Here is an 18,954-nt window from a genome sequence, read left to right as displayed (position 1 = left end):
CCTCCCCGGGCCCCAGCGACCCCAGCCAGCCCCAGCCGACCGCCTCAGCCCATTTCAGGAGACACCGTGAACCAGTTCCCCGGCAGTGGGATCTACGACCGTATGCACGCCGTGCAGGACATGAGCGCCTCGCAGGGCCGCTACACCGGCCCGCAGGCCGAGTCCCGCTACATCATTCCCCGCTTCGTCGAGCGCACCTCCCAGGGCATCCGCGAGTACGACCCGTACGCGAAGCTCTTCGAGGAGCGCGTGATCTTCCTCGGCGTCCAGATCGACGACGCCTCCGCCAACGACGTCATGGCGCAGCTGCTGTGCCTGGAGTCGATGGACCCCGACCGTGACATCTCGGTCTACATCAACAGCCCCGGCGGCTCCTTCACGGCGCTCACGGCGATCTACGACACGATGCAGTACGTGAAGCCGGACGTCCAGACGGTCTGCATGGGCCAGGCCGCCTCCGCCGCCGCCGTCCTGCTCGCCGCCGGGACGCCGGGCAAGCGCATGGCCCTGCCGAACGCGCGCGTGCTGATCCACCAGCCGTACAGCGAGACCGGCCGCGGTCAGGTGTCCGACCTGGAGATCGCCGCCAACGAGATCCTCCGGATGCGCTCGCAGCTGGAGGAGATGCTGGCCAAGCACTCCACCACGCCGGTCGAGAAGATCCGCGAGGACATCGAGCGCGACAAGATCCTCACGGCCGAGGACGCGCTGAGCTACGGCCTGATCGACCAGGTCATCAGCACCCGGAAGATGGACAACTCGAGCCTGCGCTGAGGCGAGAGGCTGTATCGTCTGCCGCCCCTTGGCATGGTTTGGCTCGGTTCACGTCAAAGCGAACCGCGCCAAGGGGGGCCGGACGGGTGGCCCGGCAAGGTACCGTCGGACATAAGGCAGCACCAGGAGTCCGCTGGACGTCGACGTCCAGGAGTCTCCCAGGCGAAGGGGAAGCACACCGTGGCACGCATCGGTGACGGCGGCGATCTGCTCAAGTGCTCGTTCTGCGGCAAGAGCCAGAAGCAGGTCAAGAAGCTCATCGCAGGGCCCGGTGTGTACATCTGCGACGAGTGCATCGACCTCTGCAACGAGATCATCGAGGAAGAGCTGGCGGAGACCAGCGAGGTCCGCTGGGAGGAACTCCCGAAGCCCCGCGAGATCTACGAGTTCCTCGAGGGCTACGTGGTCGGCCAGGAGGCTGCCAAGAAGGCCCTGTCCGTAGCGGTGTACAACCACTACAAGCGCGTCCAGGCCGGCGAGAACGGTGGGGCGAACGGCCGTGACGACGCCATCGAGTTGGCGAAGTCCAACATCCTGCTCCTCGGCCCCACCGGCTCCGGCAAGACCCTCCTCGCGCAGACCCTCGCGCGCATGCTGAACGTCCCCTTCGCGATCGCCGACGCCACGGCCCTCACGGAGGCCGGTTACGTCGGCGAGGACGTCGAGAACATCCTGCTCAAGCTGATCCAGGCGGCCGACTACGACGTCAAGAAGGCCGAGACCGGGATCATCTACATCGACGAGATCGACAAGGTCGCGCGGAAGAGTGAAAACCCCTCGATCACGCGCGACGTCTCGGGCGAGGGCGTGCAGCAGGCCCTGCTGAAGATCCTGGAGGGCACCACGGCCTCGGTCCCGCCGCAGGGCGGCCGCAAGCACCCCCACCAGGAGTTCATCCAGATCGACACGACGAACGTGCTGTTCATCGTGGGCGGTGCCTTCTCCGGGCTGGAGAAGATCATCGAGTCCCGGGCGGGTGCCAAGGGCATCGGCTTCGGCGCGCAGATCCGCTCCAAGCGCGAGATGGAGTCCAAGGACCAGTTCCAGGAGGTCATGCCGGAGGACCTGGTCAAGTTCGGCATGATCCCCGAGTTCATCGGCCGCCTCCCGGTCATCACCTCGGTCCACAACCTCGACCGCGAGGCCCTGCTGCAGATCCTCGTCGAGCCGCGCAACGCGCTCGTCAAGCAGTACGAGCGCCTCTTCGAACTCGACGGGGTGGAGCTGGACTTCGAGCGCGAGGCCCTCGAAGCCATCGCCGACCAGGCCATCCTCCGCCAGACCGGCGCGCGCGGCCTGCGCGCCATCATGGAGGAAGTCCTCCAGGGCGTGATGTACGAGGTCCCGTCCCGCAAGGACGTGGCCCGGGTCGTCATCACGGCGGACGTCGTCCAGTCGAACGTCAATCCGACCCTGATTCCGCGGGATGCGCGGGGACGCGGGCCGGGCGAGCAGAAGACGGCGTGACACAGACGTGAAGGGAAGGGCCCCGGTCATCGACCGGGGCCCTTCCTCTTTGTGCCTTCGGAGTCGTCAGACCTTGACGCGGATCTCCGGGCGGATCTTGGTGGTGACGTCGACGGCGGTGTCCTTGGACGTGTCCCCGGCGGCGGTACCCGAGGAGACCACCGCGATGGTGCTGTAGTCGGCCCAGGCGCAGAACCAGTTGGTCTGCTCCTTCTTGGTCATGACGTTCGGGCCCTTGACCGCCTGGCACTTCATGACCGCGCCGTCGAGGTCCGCCTCCTCCGGCTCGCCGATCAGCTCGGTCTTGCCGCCGCTGCTGCTGGAGGAGTCCTTCTCGGCGGACTTCTTGAAGTTGGCGAAGAAGGTGTCCAGGGACGCCTCCGGGTCGGAGACCTCGCCGTAGACACCGAAGAAGTTGACGCTCTTGGCCGTGGCCATCTCGGCGGCCGAGGACGGGTCCGTGGGGTCGTACGTGGTGGGGTCCACCGTGGAGTAGGTGCCCAGAACCGACTTGCCGTTCTTGACGCCGCTCTTCTCCAGTTCCTTGGTGGAGTCGTCGCCTGCGGTCGCCCCGTCCTTCGAGATGCGGTTGTACTCGCTCAGCACCTTCGCCGGAGTCGCCAGCTTGTGCGGGCCGTCGTCCTCCAGGGCGCCCGCTCCGCCGCCCCCGCCGATCACGAAGTACGCGCCCACGCCGATCGCCGCCACGACCGCGACCGCGCCGATGATGAGGCCGGTCTTCTTCTTGCCGCCGCCCGGGGCGGGAGGCTGGGGGACGCCGTACGGGGCCTGGCCGTAGGGCGGCTGCGGCTGCTGGCCGTACGGGGGCTGCTGGCCGTACGGCGCCTGCTGGGGCGGGACGCCCTGCGGGGGCTGCTGCGGGTAGCCGTAGCCGGGCTGGGGCGGAGGGGCCTGCTGGGGGTAGCCGTAGCCGGGCTGGGGAGCCTGCGGCGGCTGACCGTACGGGCCGGGCTGACCGTACGGACCGGGCTGCTGGGGCTGCCCGCCGTACGGGCCCGGCTGGTTGTAGCTCATGTTCTGGGTTCCCCTCCAGATGCTTATGTGTTCCGGACATCCTGGCGCAGACCCGCCGTGTGCATGGCATCGGGGCCCCCACCGTTACGAAGCAAACGCGTTTCGGTACGAGCCGGTGACACCTCTAAACTGACCCCCGTGACCGAGAACGCTCAGCAGCAGCCACCAGCGCCCAGCACCGACCTGCCGACCCAGTACGCGCCGGCCGACGTGGAGGGGCCGCTGTACGAGCGCTGGGTAGAGCGGGGTTACTTCGAGGCGGACGAGAAGAGCCAGAAGCCGCCGTACACCATCGTCATCCCGCCGCCGAACGTCACGGGCTCGCTCCACCTGGGGCACGCCTTCGAGCACACGCTCATCGACGCCCTGACGCGCCGCAAGCGCATGCAGGGCTACGAGACGCTGTGGCAGCCCGGCATGGACCATGCCGGCATCGCCACGCAGAACGTCGTCGAGCGGGAGCTCGCCAAGGAGGGCAAGTCCCGCCACGACCTGGGCCGTGAGACGTTCGTCGAGCGCGTCTGGCAGTGGAAGGGCGAGTCCGGCGGCCAGATCAGCGGCCAGATGCGGCGGTTGGGCGACGGTGTCGCCTGGTCGCGCGAGCGCTTCACGATGGACGAGGGCCTGTCCCAGGCCGTCCAGACCATCTTCAAGCGCCTCTACGACGACGAGCTGATCTACCGCGCCGAGCGCATCATCAACTGGTGCCCGCGCTGTCTGACGGCCATCTCGGACATCGAGGTCGAGTACCAGGACGACGACGGCGAGCTCGTCTCCATGAAGTACGGCGACGGGGACGACACCATCGTCGTCGCCACCACCCGCGCCGAGACGATGCTCGGTGACACGGCCGTCGCCGTCCACCCCGAGGACGAGCGGTACAAGCACCTGATCGGCAAGCTGGTCAAGCTGCCGCTGACCGACCGCTCCATCCCGGTCGTCGCGGACGAGCACGTCGACCCGGAGTTCGGCACGGGCGCCGTCAAGGTGACCCCGGCGCACGACCCGAACGACTTCGAGATCGGCCAGCGCCACGACCTCCCGGCCCTGACGGTCATGGACGAGCACGCGGTCATCACCGCCCACGGCCCCTTCCAGGGCCTGGATCGCCTGGAGGCCCGCTCGGCGATCGTCGCCGCGCTGCGCGCCGAGGGCCGGATCGTGGCGGAGAAGCGGCCGTACGTCCACTCCGTCGGCCACTGCTCGCGCTGCAAGACGACGATCGAGCCGCGCCTGTCCATGCAGTGGTGGGTCAAGGTCGGGCCGCTCGCGAAGGCCGCCGGTGACGCCGTCCGTGACGGGCGCGTCAAGATCCACCCGCAGGAGATGGAGAAGCGCTACTTCGACTGGGTCGACAACCTCCACGACTGGTGCATCTCGCGGCAGTTGTGGTGGGGCCACCGCATCCCGGTCTGGTACGGCCCGAACGGCGAGGTCGTCTGCGTCGGCCCCGACGAGGAGGCGCCCGGCACCGAGGCCGAGGGCTGGCGTCAGGACACCGACGTCCTCGACACCTGGTTCTCCTCGGGCCTGTGGCCGTTCTCCACCCTCGGCTGGCCCGAACAGACCGAGTCGCTCGCGAAGTTCTACCCGAACTCGGTCCTGGTCACCGGCTACGACATCCTCTTCTTCTGGGTCGCCCGGATGATGATGTTCGGCCTGTACGCGATGGACGGCACCCCGCCGTTCCACACCATCGCCCTGCACGGCATGGTCCGCGACCAGTTCGGCAAGAAGATGTCGAAGTCCTTCGGCAACGCGGTCAACCCGCTGGACTGGATGGACAAGTACGGCAGTGACGCGCTGAGGTTCACGCTCGCTCGTGGTGCGAACCCCGGCGTCGACGTCCCGATCGGCGAGGACTGGGTCCAAGGCTCCCGGAACTTCGCCAACAAGATCTGGAACGCGACGCGCTTCGCGATGATGAACGGCGCGACGATCGAGGGACCGCTGCCGGACGTCTCGAAGATGTCGGCGACCGACCGCTGGATCCTGTCCCGCCTCAACTCGGTGGTCGCCGAGGTCGACGCGTTCTACGAGGACTACCAGTTCGCGAAGCTCTCCGACGCCCTGTTCCACTTCGCGTGGGACGAGGTCTTCGACTGGTACGTCGAGCTGTCCAAGACGACGTTCCAGGCGGGCGGCGAGGCAGCCGAGGTCTCCCAGCGCGTCCTCGGTGAGGTCCTCGACGTCACGCTGAAGCTGCTGCACCCGGTGGTCCCGTTCGTCACCGAGACCCTGTGGACCACGCTCACCGGCGGCGAGTCGGTCGTCATCGCCGACTGGCCGAAGGACAGTGGCTTCCGGGACGCCGACGCCGAGCGCGAGATCGAGTCCCTCCAGTCGGTCATCACCGAGGTCCGCCGCTTCCGCGCCGACCAGGGCCTCCAGCCCGGCCAGCGGGTCCCGGCCCGGCTGACCCTGGACGGCACGCGGTTCGCGCCCCACGAGGCCGCCATCCGCCAGCTGCTCCGGCTCCAGCCGGAGGGTGAGGCCTTCACGGCCACGGCCACCCTCCCGGTCGCCGGCGCGGAGGTCGCCCTCGACCTCTCCGGCACGATCGACGTGGCGGCGGAGCGCAAGCGCCTGGCCAAGGACCTGGCGGCGGCCGAGAAGGAGAAGGCCCAGGCGAACGCCAAGCTCGGCAACGAGGCGTTCCTGGCGAAGGCCCCCGACCACGTCGTGGACAAGATCCGCACCCGCCTGGCAAAGGCGGAGGAGGACATCGCCCGCATCCAGGCGCAGCTGGAGAGGCTGCCGCAGGCGTAAGGGTCCGTACGGTCGTGGAGGCCCCGGTGCTGCTCAGCGCCGGGGCCTCCACGTACGTGCTTCCGAGGGGCGCGGGGACTGCGCGACGAGCCACGGACGACCCGCACACACACGACGACACAAACCACCCCCGACCGATGTCACTGCCCCTCCGTAGACTGGGCCCCGTGAGCGAGCTCCCTCCAGACCACAACGCCGACGACCAGCCCGATCCCCTCAACGCCTTCGACGAGATCATCGCGGAGGAGACCACCCGCGACCCCGACCTCGCGGTCATCGAGGCCGGCAGCCGAACCCTGCGCACCCAGGGCGGCCCGCCCGACGCCGACATCCCCACGCGCCCCGCCGACCCCGAGGTCGACAAGGCCCTGCGCGAGGTCGAGACCGAGCTCGCCACCCGTTGGGGCGAGACGAAGCTGGAGCCCTCCGTCAGCCGTATCGCCGCGCTGATGGACGTGCTGGGGGAGCCGCAGCGGTCGTACCCGTCGATCCACATCACGGGCACGAACGGCAAGACCTCCACGGCCCGCATGATCGAGGCCCTGCTCGGCGCCTTCGAGCTGCGCACCGGCCGCTACACCTCGCCGCACGTGCAGTCGATCACCGAGCGCATCAGCCTCGACGGCGCCCCCATCTCACCCGAGCGGTTCATCGAGACGTACCAGGACATCAAGCCGTACGTGGAGATGGTCGACGCCTCCCAGGAATACCGGCTGTCCTTCTTCGAGGTGCTCACCGGCATGGCGTACGCGGCGTTCGCCGACGCCCCCGCGGACGTCGCCGTCGTCGAGGTCGGCATGGGCGGCTCCTGGGACGCCACGAACGTGATCGACGGTGACGTCGCCGTCGTCACGCCCATAGACCTCGACCACACCGACCGGCTCGGCACCACGCACGCCGAGATCGCCACGGAGAAGGCCGGCATCATCAAGCAGGGTGCGACGGTCATCATGGCGCAGCAGCCGGTCGACGCGGCGCAGGTGCTGCTGAAGAAGGCCGTCGAGGTGGACGCGACCGTGGCCCGGGAAGGGCTGGAGTTCGGTGTCGTCGAGCGGCAGGTGGCCGTCGGCGGGCAGCTGGTGACGCTGCGCGGGCTCGGCGGTGAGTACCCCGAGGTGTACCTGCCGCTGCACGGCGCGCACCAGGCGCACAACGCCGCCGTGGCGCTCGCCGCCGTCGAGGCGTTCTTCGGCGTCGGTGCGCAGCGGGCCGACGCGCTGGATCCGGACACCGTCCGCAAGGCCTTCGCCGCCGTGGCCTCGCCGGGCCGGCTGGAGGTCGTGCGCCGGTCGCCGACGGTCGTGCTTGACGCCGCCCACAACCCGGCGGGTGCCCGGGCGGCGGCCGAGGCGATCGGGGAGGCGTTCCAGTTCAGCCGCCTCATCGGCGTGGTCGGCGCGAGCGGCGACAAGAACGTCCGGGGGCTGCTGGAGGCCTTCGAGCCGGTGTTCGCCGAGGTCGTGATCACGCAGAACTCCAGCCACCGCGCGATGGACGCCGACGAGCTCGCCGGGATCGCCGTGGAGGTGTTCGGCGAGGAGCGCGTCCAGGTCGAGCCGCGGCTGCCCGACGCGCTGGAGGCCGCCATCACGCTGGCCGAGGAGGAGGGCGAGTTCGCCGGCGGCGGTGTGCTCGTCACCGGTTCGGTCATCACCGTCGGCGAGGCCCGACTGCTCCTGGGGAGGGGCTGAGTCCCGTGCGCACGCTCTGTTCTTCGACGCTGATCGGCGAGTTCTTCGTCATCGGGTTCGCCGGTCTGGTCGCCATGAAGGACCCTGACCTGTCCATGGCGACAGTGTGGACGGTCAGCGGCATCGCGATGTTCCTGTGTCTGGTGCTGTGCGGCCTGGTGACCCGCCCGGGCGGGGTCGTCCTCGGCTGGGCGCTGCAGATCGCGCTCATCGCGTCGGGGTTCGTCGTCCCGAGCATGTTCTTCCTGGGGGCGATCTTCGCGGCCCTGTGGTGGGCGTCGGTGCACTACGGCCGGAAGGTGGACGAGGCGAAGGCGAGATTCGCGGCCCAGGCGGGCTCCTCCACACCTGACGCTGCGTAACAGGCGCCCCGACACGCCGGGTAACCTCGTCCCACCGCTAAACCTTTACGTACAAGGAGCCCGTCGTGAGCCAGCGCACCCTCGTCCTCCTCAAGCCCGACGCCGTCCGTCGCGGCCTGACCGGCGAGATCATCAGCCGCATCGAGCGCAAGGCGGGCTGGACGATCACCGCGCTGGAGCTGCGCACGCTGGACCAGGACACGCTGGAGCAGCACTACGGCGAGCACAAGGGCAAGCCCTTCTACGAGCCGCTGGTGGAGTTCATGGCCTCCGGGCCGGTCGTGGCGCTGATCGTCGAGGGCGAGCGGGTCATCGAGGGTGTGCGCGCGCTCGCCGGCCCGACCGACCCGATCGCCGCCGCCCCCGGCTCCATCCGCGGCGACTTCGGCGTCATCGTCCGGGAGAACCTGATTCACGCCTCCGACTCCGAGGAGTCCGCCGAGCGCGAGGTGAAGATTTTCTTCCCCGGCCGGGCGTAGCCCCCGCACCTCACCAGCACATTCGGCAGGCCGGGGGCCCCAGGCCCCCGGACTTTGCGGCATATGCGTGGCGATCGAGGGAACGATGGTCCCCGAACGCCCGTCTCCAGAAGCGAATGCGGACGGCATCTGCTGACAATGGCGGAGACCCTCCCGCAGTGTTCGCGAAGGCGCGTCTACGATGGAAGCCTTCACGTCACAGCACCCACCTTTGCCTACCTGAAAAGCCCTCAAAAGCCAGTGGGAAGGCCAGACGAATCCTGATGGGGAACTCAATGTCGTTCATCGGCCGTGACATGGCTGTCGACCTCGGGACCGCCAACACGCTGGTGTACGTCAGGGGTCGCGGGATCGTACTCAACGAGCCGTCCGTCGTCGCGATCAACACCAACACCGGTGGCATCCTCGCGGTCGGCGCCGAAGCGAAGAAGATGATCGGGCGCACGCCCGGCAACATCGTTGCCGTGCGTCCGCTGAAGGACGGCGTGATCGCCGACTTCGAGATCACCGAGCGGATGCTCCGTTACTTCATTCTGAAGATCCACAAGCGGCGGTATCTGGCTCGTCCGCGGGTCGTCGTCTGTGTGCCCTCGGGCATCACGGGCGTCGAGCGCCGCGCCGTCATCGAGGCGTCGTCCCAGGCCGGCGCCCGTCAGGTGCACATCATCGAGGAGCCCATGGCCGCGGCCATCGGCTCCGGCCTGCCGGTCCACGAGGCCACGGGCAACATGGTGGTCGACATCGGCGGCGGCACCACGGAGGTCGCGGTCATCTCCCTCGGCGGCATCGTCACCGCCCAGTCCATCCGTGTCGCGGGCGACGAACTGGACAACGCGATCATCCAGCACATCAAGAAGGAGTACTCCCTCCTGCTGGGTGAGCGCACGGCCGAGCAGATCAAGATCACGATCGGTTCGGCGTACGACCTCGACACCGACGAGCACACCGAAATCCGCGGCCGGGACCTCGTCTCCGGGCTGCCGAAGACCGTCGTCATCTCCGCCGCCGAAGTCCGCAAGGCGATCGAGGAGCCGGTCAACGCGATCGTCGACGCCGTCAAGACGACCCTCGACAAGTGTCCGCCGGAGCTGTCCGGCGACATCATGGACCGAGGAATCGTTCTGACCGGCGGCGGAGCGCTGCTGCGCGGTCTCGACGAGCGGCTGCGCCGGGAGACCGGCATGCCGATCCACATCGCCGAGGACCCGCTGGACAGCGTGGCGCTCGGATCCGGAAAGTGCGTCGAGGAGTTCGAAGCGCTCCAGCAGGTGCTGGACGCCCAGCCGCGCAGATGACATAACTCTTCGATTCCGCCGTACGGGACGATCTCCTCTCGTACGGCGGATCGTTGATACAGCTGCATAAGCTCCCACATAGCAGCCCCTCGGGTTTCCCTGGGGCTTCCCGAATTCCTATGAGGAAGGGCACGGCCGCCGCACGTGAGGGACACACGAGAGAGCCGGCTGCTCCTGGTGCTGCTGATCGCCATCGCGTTCGCGTTGATCACGGTGGACATCCGCGGTGGGGAGGACTCGCCCGTCGACGGGGCCCGGCAGGGCGCGGCAACGGTCTTCGGCCCGATCGAGAGCGGCGTCTCGGCCGCGGTCGACCCGGTCGGCAACGCGGTCTCCGCCATCCGCGACTCCGGTGAGCGGCACGACCGGCTCGCCGCGCTGGAGCAGGAGAACGCGGCCCTGAAGGCGCGCCTCGGCAGCGACGACCGCAGCCGCAGCCGCCTCAAGCAGCTCGACAAGATGCTGAAGATCGCCGGCCAGGGCCAGTACGGCATCAAGGGCGCCGAGGTCATCGCCATCGGAGCCGCACAGGGCTTCTCCTGGACCATCACCATCGACGTCGGCGCCAAGGACGGCATCAGGCGCGACATGACCGTCCTGAACGGGGACGGGCTCGTCGGCCGCGTCACCACCGTCGGGCCCAACACCGCCACGGTCCTGCTGGCCAGCGACCCCGACTTCACGGTCGGCACCCGGATGGAGTCCGGCGACGAGCTCGGCTTCGCCTCGGGGCAGGGCGACCGCCCGCTGCGCGTCGAACTCCTCAACGGCAAGGCCGAGGTGAAGAAGGGCGACCGCCTGGTCACCTTCGGCTCCCAGGCCGACCGGCCGTTCGTGCCCGGCGTGCCCGTCGGCGTGGTCTCCCGCGTGGACCCCTCCGGCGGCGGCCTGACCCGCACGCTCTACGTCACGCCCTACGCCGCCTTCACCAAGCTCGACATCGTCGGTGTCGTCGTCGAGGCCCCGAAGAAGGACCCGCGTGACACGGTGCTCCCGCCCAAGCCCAAGCCCACCCCGAGGCCGACGGTGACGGTGACCGTGACGCCGTCCCCCGAGGCGCCCGTGGACGGCCAGAACCAGCAAGAGCAGTAGGAGCTGTCACCCCATGCGCGTCAACCGGATCCTGCTCTCCTCCGCCCTGGTCGTCGTCGCCCTGGTGATCCAGGTCAGCGTCCTCGCCCGCCTGCATCTGCCGGGCGCCGTGCCCGATCTGCTGCTGCTCACCGTGCTCGGCCTCGCGCTGGTGTACGGGCACGTGGGCGGCGCCCTCGTCGGTTTCGGCGCGGGCCTGCTCGCCGACCTGGCCCCGCCCGCCGACCACGCCGCCGGGCGCTATGCCCTGGTGCTGTGCGTCATCGGCTACCTCGCGGGCCTGGTGAAACCCGAGACGGGCCAGCTGAAGTCCGCGACCGGCCCGATGGCCGTGGTGGTCGCCGCCGCGGTCGGCTCCACCCTGCTGTACGCCGGGGTCGGTGCCCTCGTCGGGGACACCGCCGCCCGCCATGTGGGCCTCGGCGGCCTGCTGTTCACGGCCGCCCTGTACGACCTGCTGCTCGCCCCCTTCGTCGTGCCGGGGGTCATGGCCCTGGCCCGGCGCGCCGAGAACGATCCGCTCGCCGACACCGGCTCCGCCGCCAAGGCCACGGACATCTCCTCCGGCTGGCTCTCCGGCGGCACCGGACTGAAGATCGGCAGCCAGCGCAACGGGCTGCGCGTGAAGGCCGCCCGGGCGCGGATGGCACGCGCCGGGCGCATCAAGGGGGTCAAGCGGCTGTGAACGCAGGGAAGTTCACCCGAACGGGTCGGTCCAGTAGGAACGTCGGCTCGTGGGCCCGTCGTTCATCACCCGTATCCGCACATCCGTGCCCGGACGCACCGTCGCACCCGCACATCCGTACGCGCACCGAGAGGAGGAGGCAGCCGCAGTGACCAACATTCCCGAGACCGGCCGGAATCCACGGGTCCAGATCCGGCTCGTCGTCATCCAGGTCCTCGTCCTCTCCCTCCTGCTCACCCTCGGCGGGCGTCTGTGGTACCTCCAGATCCGTGAGGGCGCGGCCTACGCCAAGGAGGCGTCGGGGAACCACGTCCAGCAGGTCGTCGAGCCGGCCGTCCGCGGCTCGATCCTGGACGCCCGCGGCGTGGCCCTCGCGGACAACGAGACACGGCTGGTCGTCTCCGCCTCGCGCACCGACCTGCTGAAGATGAAGGACGACGGCAAGGACGTCCTCACCAAGCTCGCCGGGGTCCTGGGCATGACGCCCAAGGAAGTCCAGGGGAAGGTCCGGCTGTGCGACGCCAAGACGCCGCAGCCCTGCTGGAACGGCTCGCCCTACCAGCCCATCCCCATCACCGACGAGGCCACCCCCAAGCAGGCCCTCCAGATCCGCGAGCGCGCCGAGGACTTCCCCGGCATCACCGCCGAGCCGGAAGCCGTGCGCCGCTACCCGAGCCCCGGCAAGGCCAACACCGCCCAGGTCCTCGGCTACCTCTCGCCGGTCACCGACGAGGAGATCAAGAAGGCGCAGAACACCAACTCGCCGTACCTGCGCTCCGACCAGGTCGGCCGCTCGGGCCTGGAGCGCCAGTACGACAAGGCGCTGCGCGGCAAGGCGGGCGTCACCCGCTACGAGGTCGACAACCTCGGCCGGGTCATCGGCCAGGCCGAGGCCGACCCGGCCCACCCGGGCGACAACCTCGTCACCAGCATCGACTCCCGGGTCCAGCGCATCGCCGAGTACCAGCTGAACGAGGCCATGAAGGAGGCCCGCAAGCAGCACGACCGCAACACGGGCACCAACTACAAGGCCGACTCCGGCGCGGTGGTCGTCATGGAGGCCAAGACCGGCCGCGTCGTCGCCATGGCCTCGAACCCCACCTACGACCCGAACGCCTGGGTGGGCGGCATCTCCGCCAAGGACTACACCCGCCTCACCGGCAAGAGCTCCAACTACCCGCTGCTGAACCGCGCGATCCAGGGCCAGTCGGCCCCCGGCTCGATCTTCAAGGTCATCCCGACGGCCGCCGCGGTCAACGCCGGATACTCCTTCAACGGCCCCTACAACTGCTCCAGCTCGTACTCGATCGGCGGCCAGGTCTTCAAGAACTTCGAATCCCAGAGCCACGGCCCCATCAGCCTCGGCCGCGCCCTGGAGGTCTCCTGCGACACCGTCTTCTACCGGCTCTCCCACGAGGAGTGGAAGAAGGACGGCGGCACCAAACCGAAGAAGAAGACCAACGACTGGTTCTACAAGACCGCCCACCAGTTCGGCCTCGGCAAGGAGACCGGCATCGACCTGCCCAACGAGGTCACCGGCCGCGTCCCCGACCGCCAGTGGAAGCTGAACTACTGGAAGGCCAACAAGGACGCCTGGTGCCGCACCGGCAAGCGCAACGGCAGCTACGCCGAGAAGATCGCCTACGAGAACTGCCTCGAAGGCAACCGCATGCGCGCCGGTGACTCCGTCAACTACTCCATCGGCCAGGGCGACACGCTCGTCACGCCCATCCAGATGGCCACCATCTACTCGGCCATCTCCAACGGCGGCACCCTCTACAACCCCTCCGTCGGCAAGGCCGTCATCAGCGCCGACGGCAAGACCGTCACGCCGATCAAGCCCGAGTCGCACGGCAAGCTGCCGATGACGCAGAAGACGCGCAACGAGATAGACGAAGCCCTCGCGGGAGTCGCCACCCGCGGTACGGCCGCCTGGAGGTTCGGCGGCTGGCCGCAGGACAAGATCCCGATGCACGCCAAGACGGGTACGGCGGAGGTCTACGGCAAGCAGACGACCTCCTGGTTCGCCACGTACACCAAGGACTACTCGATCGTCATGACGATCTCCCAGGGTGGTACGGGTTCCGGCGCCTCGGGCCCCGCCGTCCGCAACATCTACAACGCGCTGTACGGCGTCTCCGAGGACGGCGACATCGACTCCAAGAAGGCGCTGCTGCCGACCCCGCAGAAGAACCTGCCGAAGGTCAGGACGGACGGCACCATCACCTCCCCGAAGGTCTCCAAGGACCCGGCCAAGGACCAGCAGGCCAAGAAGAAGGACCCGAACGCGCCGGCCGACCCGCTCCAGCCGGCGACGGCCGCCCCGCCGACGCCGGAGAACCGTGACACCCGAAGGCGGCGCCGCCGCCGGGGAAGCCGGAGGTGCCCCGCATGACCGGCGGAGTGAACAGCTTCCAGGTCTCCGGCTACGGACCCGAGCGCTCCGGCTGGACCCGACTGCTCGCCCGTGACTCGGTGGCCCGGCGCCTCGACTGGCCGATCCTGCTGTCGGCGGTGGCCCTGTCGCTGCTCGGCACGCTCCTCGTCTACTCGGCGACCCGCAACCGCACGGAGCTCAACCAGGGCGACCCGTACTACTTCCTCGTCCGGCACCTGCTCAACACCGGCATCGGCATCGTCCTGATGGCCGGCACGATCTGGCTCGGCCACCGCGCCCTGCGCACGGCCGTCCCGGTCCTGTACGGCTTCTCGCTGCTGCTGATTCTGCTGGTGCTGACCCCGCTCGGCTCCACGATCAACGGCGCCCACTCCTGGATCAAGCTGCCCGGCGGCTTCTCGCTCCAGCCCTCGGAGTTCGTCAAGGTCACGATCATCCTGGGCATGGCGATGCTGCTGGCGGCCCGGGTCGACGCGGGCGACAAGCAGTACCCCGACCACCGCACGGTCGTGCAGGCGCTCGGCCTGGCCGCCGTCCCCATGCTGATCGTCATGCTGATGCCCGACCTCGGGTCGGTCATGGTGATGGTCATCATCGTGCTCGGCGTGCTGCTCGCCTCCGGAGCGTCCAACCGCTGGGTGTTCGGCCTGCTCGGCGCGGGCACCCTCGGCGCGGTCACCGTCTGGCAGCTCGGCGTGCTCGACGACTACCAGATCGCCCGCTTCGCCGCCTTCGCCAACCCCGCACTCGACCCGGCCGGTGTCGGCTACAACACCAACCAGGCCCGCATCGCCATCGGTTCGGGAGGCCTGACCGGCTCCGGCCTCTTCCACGGCTCGCAGACCACCGGCCAGTTCGTCCCCGAACAGCAGACGGACTTCGTCTTCACCGTGGCAGGGGAGGAGCTGGGCTTCCTCGGCGGCGGCCTGATCATCCTGCTGCTCGGCATCGTCCTGTGGCGGGCCTGCCGCATCGCCCGGGAGACCACGGACCTGTACGGCACGATCGTGGCCGCCGGCATCGTCGCCTGGTTCGCCTTCCAGACGTTCGAGAACGTCGGCATGACGCTCGGCATCATGCCGGTCACCGGCCTGCCCCTGCCGTTCGTGTCCTACGGCGGATCATCGATGTTCGCCGTGTGGATAGCGGTGGGGCTGCTGCAGTCGATCCGGGTGCAACGACCGATGTCGGCCTGACCCCGCGGGGTGGCCCTCTGCCGCCCCGCGCCCCGGCCGACTAGATTCGGTTCATGACGGACAGCAAGCGCGAGATCGAGCGGAAGTACGAATCGGCGGACAGCGGACTGCCCGACCTGACCGGAGTCGCCGGGGTCGCGGCCGTCGTCGACAAAGGTGTGGCCCACCTCGACGCCACCTACTACGACACCGGCGACGAACGCCTCGCAGCGTCGTCCGTCACCCTGCGCCGCCGCACCGGCGGTTCCGACGCCGGCTGGCACCTGAAGTTCCCGGTCGCCCCGGGCGTCCGCGACGAGATCCACGCCCCGCTCTCCGACACCCTCCCCGACGACCTCGCCGCGCTCGTCCGCTCCCGGGTCCGCGACAGCGAGCTGCTGCCGGTGGTCCGGCTGCGCTCCGACCGCGACGTACGCCATCTGCTCGACGCGGACAGCAGGCTGCTCGCCGAGATGAGCGTGGACACCGTGCACGCCGAGCGGCTCACGGGGGGCGGAGAAGCGCGGTGGACCGAGATCGAGGTGGAACTCGCCGACGGAGGAGACCCGGCCCTCCTCGACAAGGTGGAGAAGCGGCTGCGCAAGGCGGGCGTACGGCCCTCGGCGTCCTCGTCGAAGCTGGCCCGCGCCCTGGAGGAGACGGCACCGGGCAAGCGGCGTAAGTCCCCGCACCTCCGTCGACCGGTGACGGCCGGAGACCATGTACTGGCATACGTGCGCACCCAGCGGGACGCGATCGTCGAGCTCGACCCCGCCGTCCGCCGGGACGCCGAGGACTCCGTGCACAGCATGCGCGTGGCCACCCGCCGGCTGCGCAGCACCTTCAAGTCGTTCGGCAAGATCCTCGACCGGACCGTCACCGACCCCGTCGGCGACGAGCTGAAGTGGCTCGCCGGCGAGCTCGGCCTGGACCGGGACCGCGAGGTGCTGACCGACCGCCTGACCGCGGCCCTCGACGAGGTGCCCGACGGCCTGGTCCGCGGTCCGGTCGCCAAGCGCCTGCACTCCTGGTCCAGCGCCGAGCACCACGGCGCCCGCGGCCGCCTCCTCGGCGTCCTGGACTCCCGCCGCTACCTGGCCCTCCTCGACACCCTTGACACGCTGATCGCCGACCCTCCGCTGCTGAAGGCGGCCGGCAAGGAGCCCCGCAAGCCGATCGCCAAGGCCGTGCGCAAGGACTTCCGCAAGGTGTCCGGGCTGATCGGGCAGGCGGCGGACCTGGAGCCCGGCACCGACCGGGACCTCGCGCTGCACGAGGCCCGCAAGAAGACCAAGCGCACCCGTTACGCCGCGGAGGCGGCCGAGCCCGTCCTCGGCAAACGGGCCAAGACCATGGTCAAGTCCATGAAGTCGCTGCAGAACCTGCTCGGCGAACACCAGGACAGCGTGATGGCCCGGCAGGCCCTGCGCGAGCTGTCGGCGGTCGCCCACGCTGCGGGAGAGAGCGCCTTCACCTACGGCCTGCTCCACGAGCGCGAGGAGCAGCGGGCGGCCCGCGTGGAGGCCGAACTGCCCGGGCGCTGGGACGGGATCAAGGACAGTGCGGCGGACCTCTGACCTTCCGGCGTACGGAGGCGCCCCGCGATCGCGTTAGTCTGGATGGTCACCCCTGTCAGTTCAGTCCAGCTCACGAAGGTGCGCGACATGCCTGCCGAAGTCGCTGCGTCGGTCTTCCCGCAGCTCGAAGCTCTGCTCCCGCATGTGCAGAAGCCGATCCAGTACGTCGGCGGAGAGCTCAACTCCACGGTCAAGGACTGGGACTCCTGCGACGTCCGCTGGGCGCTCATGTACCCGGACGCCTACGAGGTCGGTCTGCCCAACCAGGGCGTCATGATCCTCTACGAGGTGCTCAACGAGCAGCAGGGCGTCCTCGCCGAGCGCACGTACAGCGTGTGGCCCGACCTCGAGGAGCTCATGCGTGAGCACCGGGTCCCGCAGTTCACGGTCGACAGCCACCGGCCCGTGAAGGCCTTCGACGTGTTCGGCCTGTCCTTCTCCACGGAGCTGGGCTACACGAACATGCTGGCCGCCCTCGACCTGGCCGGCATCCCGCTGGAGTCCAAGGACCGCGGTCTCGACGACCCGATCGTCCTGGCCGGCGGCCACGCGGCGTTCAACCCCGAGCCGATCGCCGACTTCATCGACTGCGCGGTGATCGGCGACGGCGAGCAGGCGGTCCTGGAGATCACCGCGATCGTCCGTGCCTGGAAGGCGGAGGGCCGCCCCGGAGGCCGCGAGGAGCTCCTCTTCCGCCTGGCGAAGACGGGCGGGGTGTACGTCCCCGGCTTCTACGACGTCGAGTACCTGCCGGACGGCCGTATCGCCCGCGTCGTGCCGAAGCGCAGCGGGGTCCCGTGGCGCGTGTCCAAGCACACCGTCATGGACCTCGACGAGTGGCCGTACCCGAAGCAGCCCCTTGTCCCGCTGGCCGAGACGGTCCACGAGCGCATGTCGGTGGAGATCTTCCGCGGCTGCACCCGCGGCTGCCGCTTCTGCCAGGCCGGCATGATCACCCGCCCGGTGCGCGAGCGCTCCATCACGGGCATCGGCGACATGGTCGAGCAGGGACTGAAGGCCACCGGCTTCGAGGAGGTCGGCCTGCTGTCCCTCTCCTCGGCCGACCACACGGAGATCGGCGACATCGCCAAGGGCCTCGCCGACCGCTATGAGGAAGACAAGATCGGCCTGTCGCTTCCCTCCACCCGCGTGGACGCCTTCAACATCGACCTGGCGAACGAGCTGACGCGCAACGGCCGCCGCTCCGGTCTCACCTTCGCCCCCGAGGGCGGCTCGGAACGCATCCGCAAGGTCATCAACAAGATGGTCTCCGAGGACGACCTGATCCGCACGGTCGCCACCGCCTACGGCAACGGCTGGCGCCAGGTGAAGCTGTACTTCATGTGCGGCCTGCCGACGGAGACCGACGACGACGTCCTGCAGATCGCCGACATGGCGACGAAGGTCATCGCCAAGGGCCGCGAGGTCTCCCGCTCCAACGACATCCGCTGCACGGTCTCGATCGGCGGCTTCGTCCCCAAGCCGCACACGCCCTTCCAGTGGGCCCCGCAGCTCTCCGCCGAGGAGACGGACGCCCGGCTGCAGAAGCTGCGGGACAAGATCCGCGGCGACAAGAAGTACGGCCGCTCGATCGGCTTCCGCTACCACGACGGAAAGCCCGGCATCGTCGAGGGCCTGCTCTCCCGGGGCGACCGCCGCATCGGCGCGGTCATCCGCGCGGTCTACGACGACGGCGGCCGCTTCGACGGCTGGCGCGAGCACTTCTCGTACGACCGCTGGATGGCCTGCGCCGACAAGGCGCTGGCCCCCTTCGGCGTCGACGTCGACTGGTACACCACCCGCGAGCGCACCTACGAGGAGGTCCTCCCCTGGGACCACCTCGACTCCGGCCTGGACAAGGACTGGCTCTGGGAGGACTGGCAGGACGCCCTCGACGAGACCGAGGTCGACGACTGCCGCTGGACGCCGTGCTTCGACTGCGGGGTGTGTCCGCAGATGGACACGAGCATCCAGATCGGCCCGACGGGCAAGAAGCTGCTGCCCCTGACGGTCAAGAACGCGGCGCCGGCGCCGAGCGGGCACTCGCACTGACGTGAGTGGCGCACCGCCCCGGTAATGGAGGCCTGAAGCAGGTGATCACTGAGCCCCCTTCGACCCGGAGGGGGCTCAGTCGTGTCGGGCCCCGATGGCGTCC

At 69.3% G+C, this 18,954-nt stretch carries 14 protein-coding genes; 13 read left to right on the top strand and 1 reads right to left on the bottom strand.

Features of this window, described 5'->3' with window-relative positions:
- Positions 1–66 precede the first annotated feature (66 nt).
- Together A4E84_RS13710 and clpX are read left to right on the top strand one after the other, a co-directional pair.
- On the top strand, positions 67–774 hold the full coding sequence (locus A4E84_RS13710; protein ID WP_062926848.1) for an ATP-dependent Clp protease proteolytic subunit: 708 nt from the start codon (positions 67–69) through the stop codon (positions 772–774).
- A 180-nt stretch (positions 775–954) separates the two neighbouring features.
- Positions 955–2,241 carry an ATP-dependent Clp protease ATP-binding subunit ClpX gene (gene clpX / locus A4E84_RS13705; protein ID WP_062926847.1) on the top strand — a complete coding sequence of 429 codons (1,287 nt, stop codon included), beginning with the start codon at positions 955–957 and terminating at the stop codon, positions 2,239–2,241.
- A gap of 66 nt (positions 2,242–2,307) precedes the next feature.
- Here the strand turns inward: clpX and A4E84_RS13700 are convergent, their stop codons facing one another.
- The gene (locus tag A4E84_RS13700; RefSeq protein ID WP_062926846.1) at positions 2,308–3,276 is read right to left on the bottom strand and encodes a hypothetical protein; all 969 of its coding nucleotides are present in this window, start codon (positions 3,274–3,276) and stop codon (positions 2,308–2,310) included.
- Positions 3,277–3,414: 138 nt separating this feature from the next.
- On the opposite strand from A4E84_RS13700, the gene A4E84_RS13695 reads away from it, so the two are divergent.
- The 11 genes from A4E84_RS13695 (at position 3,415) to A4E84_RS13645 (ending at position 18,851) form a co-directional block, all read left to right on the top strand.
- Positions 3,415–6,045, top strand: coding sequence for a valine--tRNA ligase (locus tag A4E84_RS13695; protein ID WP_062926845.1), 2,631 nt, complete (start codon positions 3,415–3,417; stop codon positions 6,043–6,045).
- A 167-nt stretch (positions 6,046–6,212) separates the two neighbouring features.
- The gene (gene folC, locus A4E84_RS13690; protein ID WP_062926844.1) at positions 6,213–7,736 is read left to right on the top strand and encodes a bifunctional tetrahydrofolate synthase/dihydrofolate synthase; all 1,524 of its coding nucleotides are present in this window, start codon (positions 6,213–6,215) and stop codon (positions 7,734–7,736) included.
- A 5-nt stretch (positions 7,737–7,741) separates the two neighbouring features.
- Entirely contained in the window at positions 7,742–8,098 is a 357-nt protein-coding gene (locus A4E84_RS13685) for a DUF4233 domain-containing protein (protein ID WP_062926843.1), read from the top strand.
- A gap of 65 nt (positions 8,099–8,163) precedes the next feature.
- Positions 8,164–8,577, top strand: coding sequence for a nucleoside-diphosphate kinase (ndk, locus tag A4E84_RS13680; protein ID WP_062926842.1), 414 nt, complete (start codon positions 8,164–8,166; stop codon positions 8,575–8,577).
- A gap of 275 nt (positions 8,578–8,852) precedes the next feature.
- A complete protein-coding gene (locus tag A4E84_RS13675; RefSeq protein WP_006133575.1) occupies positions 8,853–9,872 on the top strand; it encodes a rod shape-determining protein in 1,020 nt (339 codons plus the stop codon).
- Positions 9,873–10,016: 144 nt separating this feature from the next.
- The gene (gene mreC, locus A4E84_RS13670; protein WP_062926841.1) at positions 10,017–10,964 is read left to right on the top strand and encodes a rod shape-determining protein MreC; all 948 of its coding nucleotides are present in this window, start codon (positions 10,017–10,019) and stop codon (positions 10,962–10,964) included.
- A gap of 13 nt (positions 10,965–10,977) precedes the next feature.
- Complete coding sequence (gene mreD / locus A4E84_RS13665; RefSeq protein ID WP_062926840.1) at positions 10,978–11,649, top strand: rod shape-determining protein MreD; 672 nt, start codon at positions 10,978–10,980, stop codon at positions 11,647–11,649.
- A 148-nt stretch (positions 11,650–11,797) separates the two neighbouring features.
- Positions 11,798–14,044, top strand: a complete 2,247-nt coding sequence (gene mrdA, locus A4E84_RS13660; RefSeq protein WP_062931437.1) for a penicillin-binding protein 2 — start codon at positions 11,798–11,800, stop codon at positions 14,042–14,044.
- Positions 14,041–15,243, top strand: coding sequence for a rod shape-determining protein RodA (gene rodA, locus A4E84_RS13655; protein ID WP_062931436.1), 1,203 nt, complete (start codon positions 14,041–14,043; stop codon positions 15,241–15,243). Before mrdA ends, rodA begins: the two co-directional genes overlap by 4 nt.
- Positions 15,244–15,296: 53 nt before the next feature.
- Positions 15,297–16,799 carry a CYTH and CHAD domain-containing protein gene (locus A4E84_RS13650; RefSeq protein WP_062926839.1) on the top strand — a complete coding sequence of 501 codons (1,503 nt, stop codon included), beginning with the start codon at positions 15,297–15,299 and terminating at the stop codon, positions 16,797–16,799.
- Between the two features lie 87 nt (positions 16,800–16,886).
- On the top strand, positions 16,887–18,851 hold the full coding sequence (locus A4E84_RS13645) for a TIGR03960 family B12-binding radical SAM protein (protein ID WP_062931435.1): 1,965 nt from the start codon (positions 16,887–16,889) through the stop codon (positions 18,849–18,851).
- Positions 18,852–18,954 lie beyond the last annotated feature (103 nt).

The organism is Streptomyces qaidamensis (assembly GCF_001611795.1).
GTDB lineage: Bacteria > Actinomycetota > Actinomycetes > Streptomycetales > Streptomycetaceae > Streptomyces > Streptomyces qaidamensis.
This window is presented reverse-complemented; position numbering and strand designations above follow the sequence as displayed.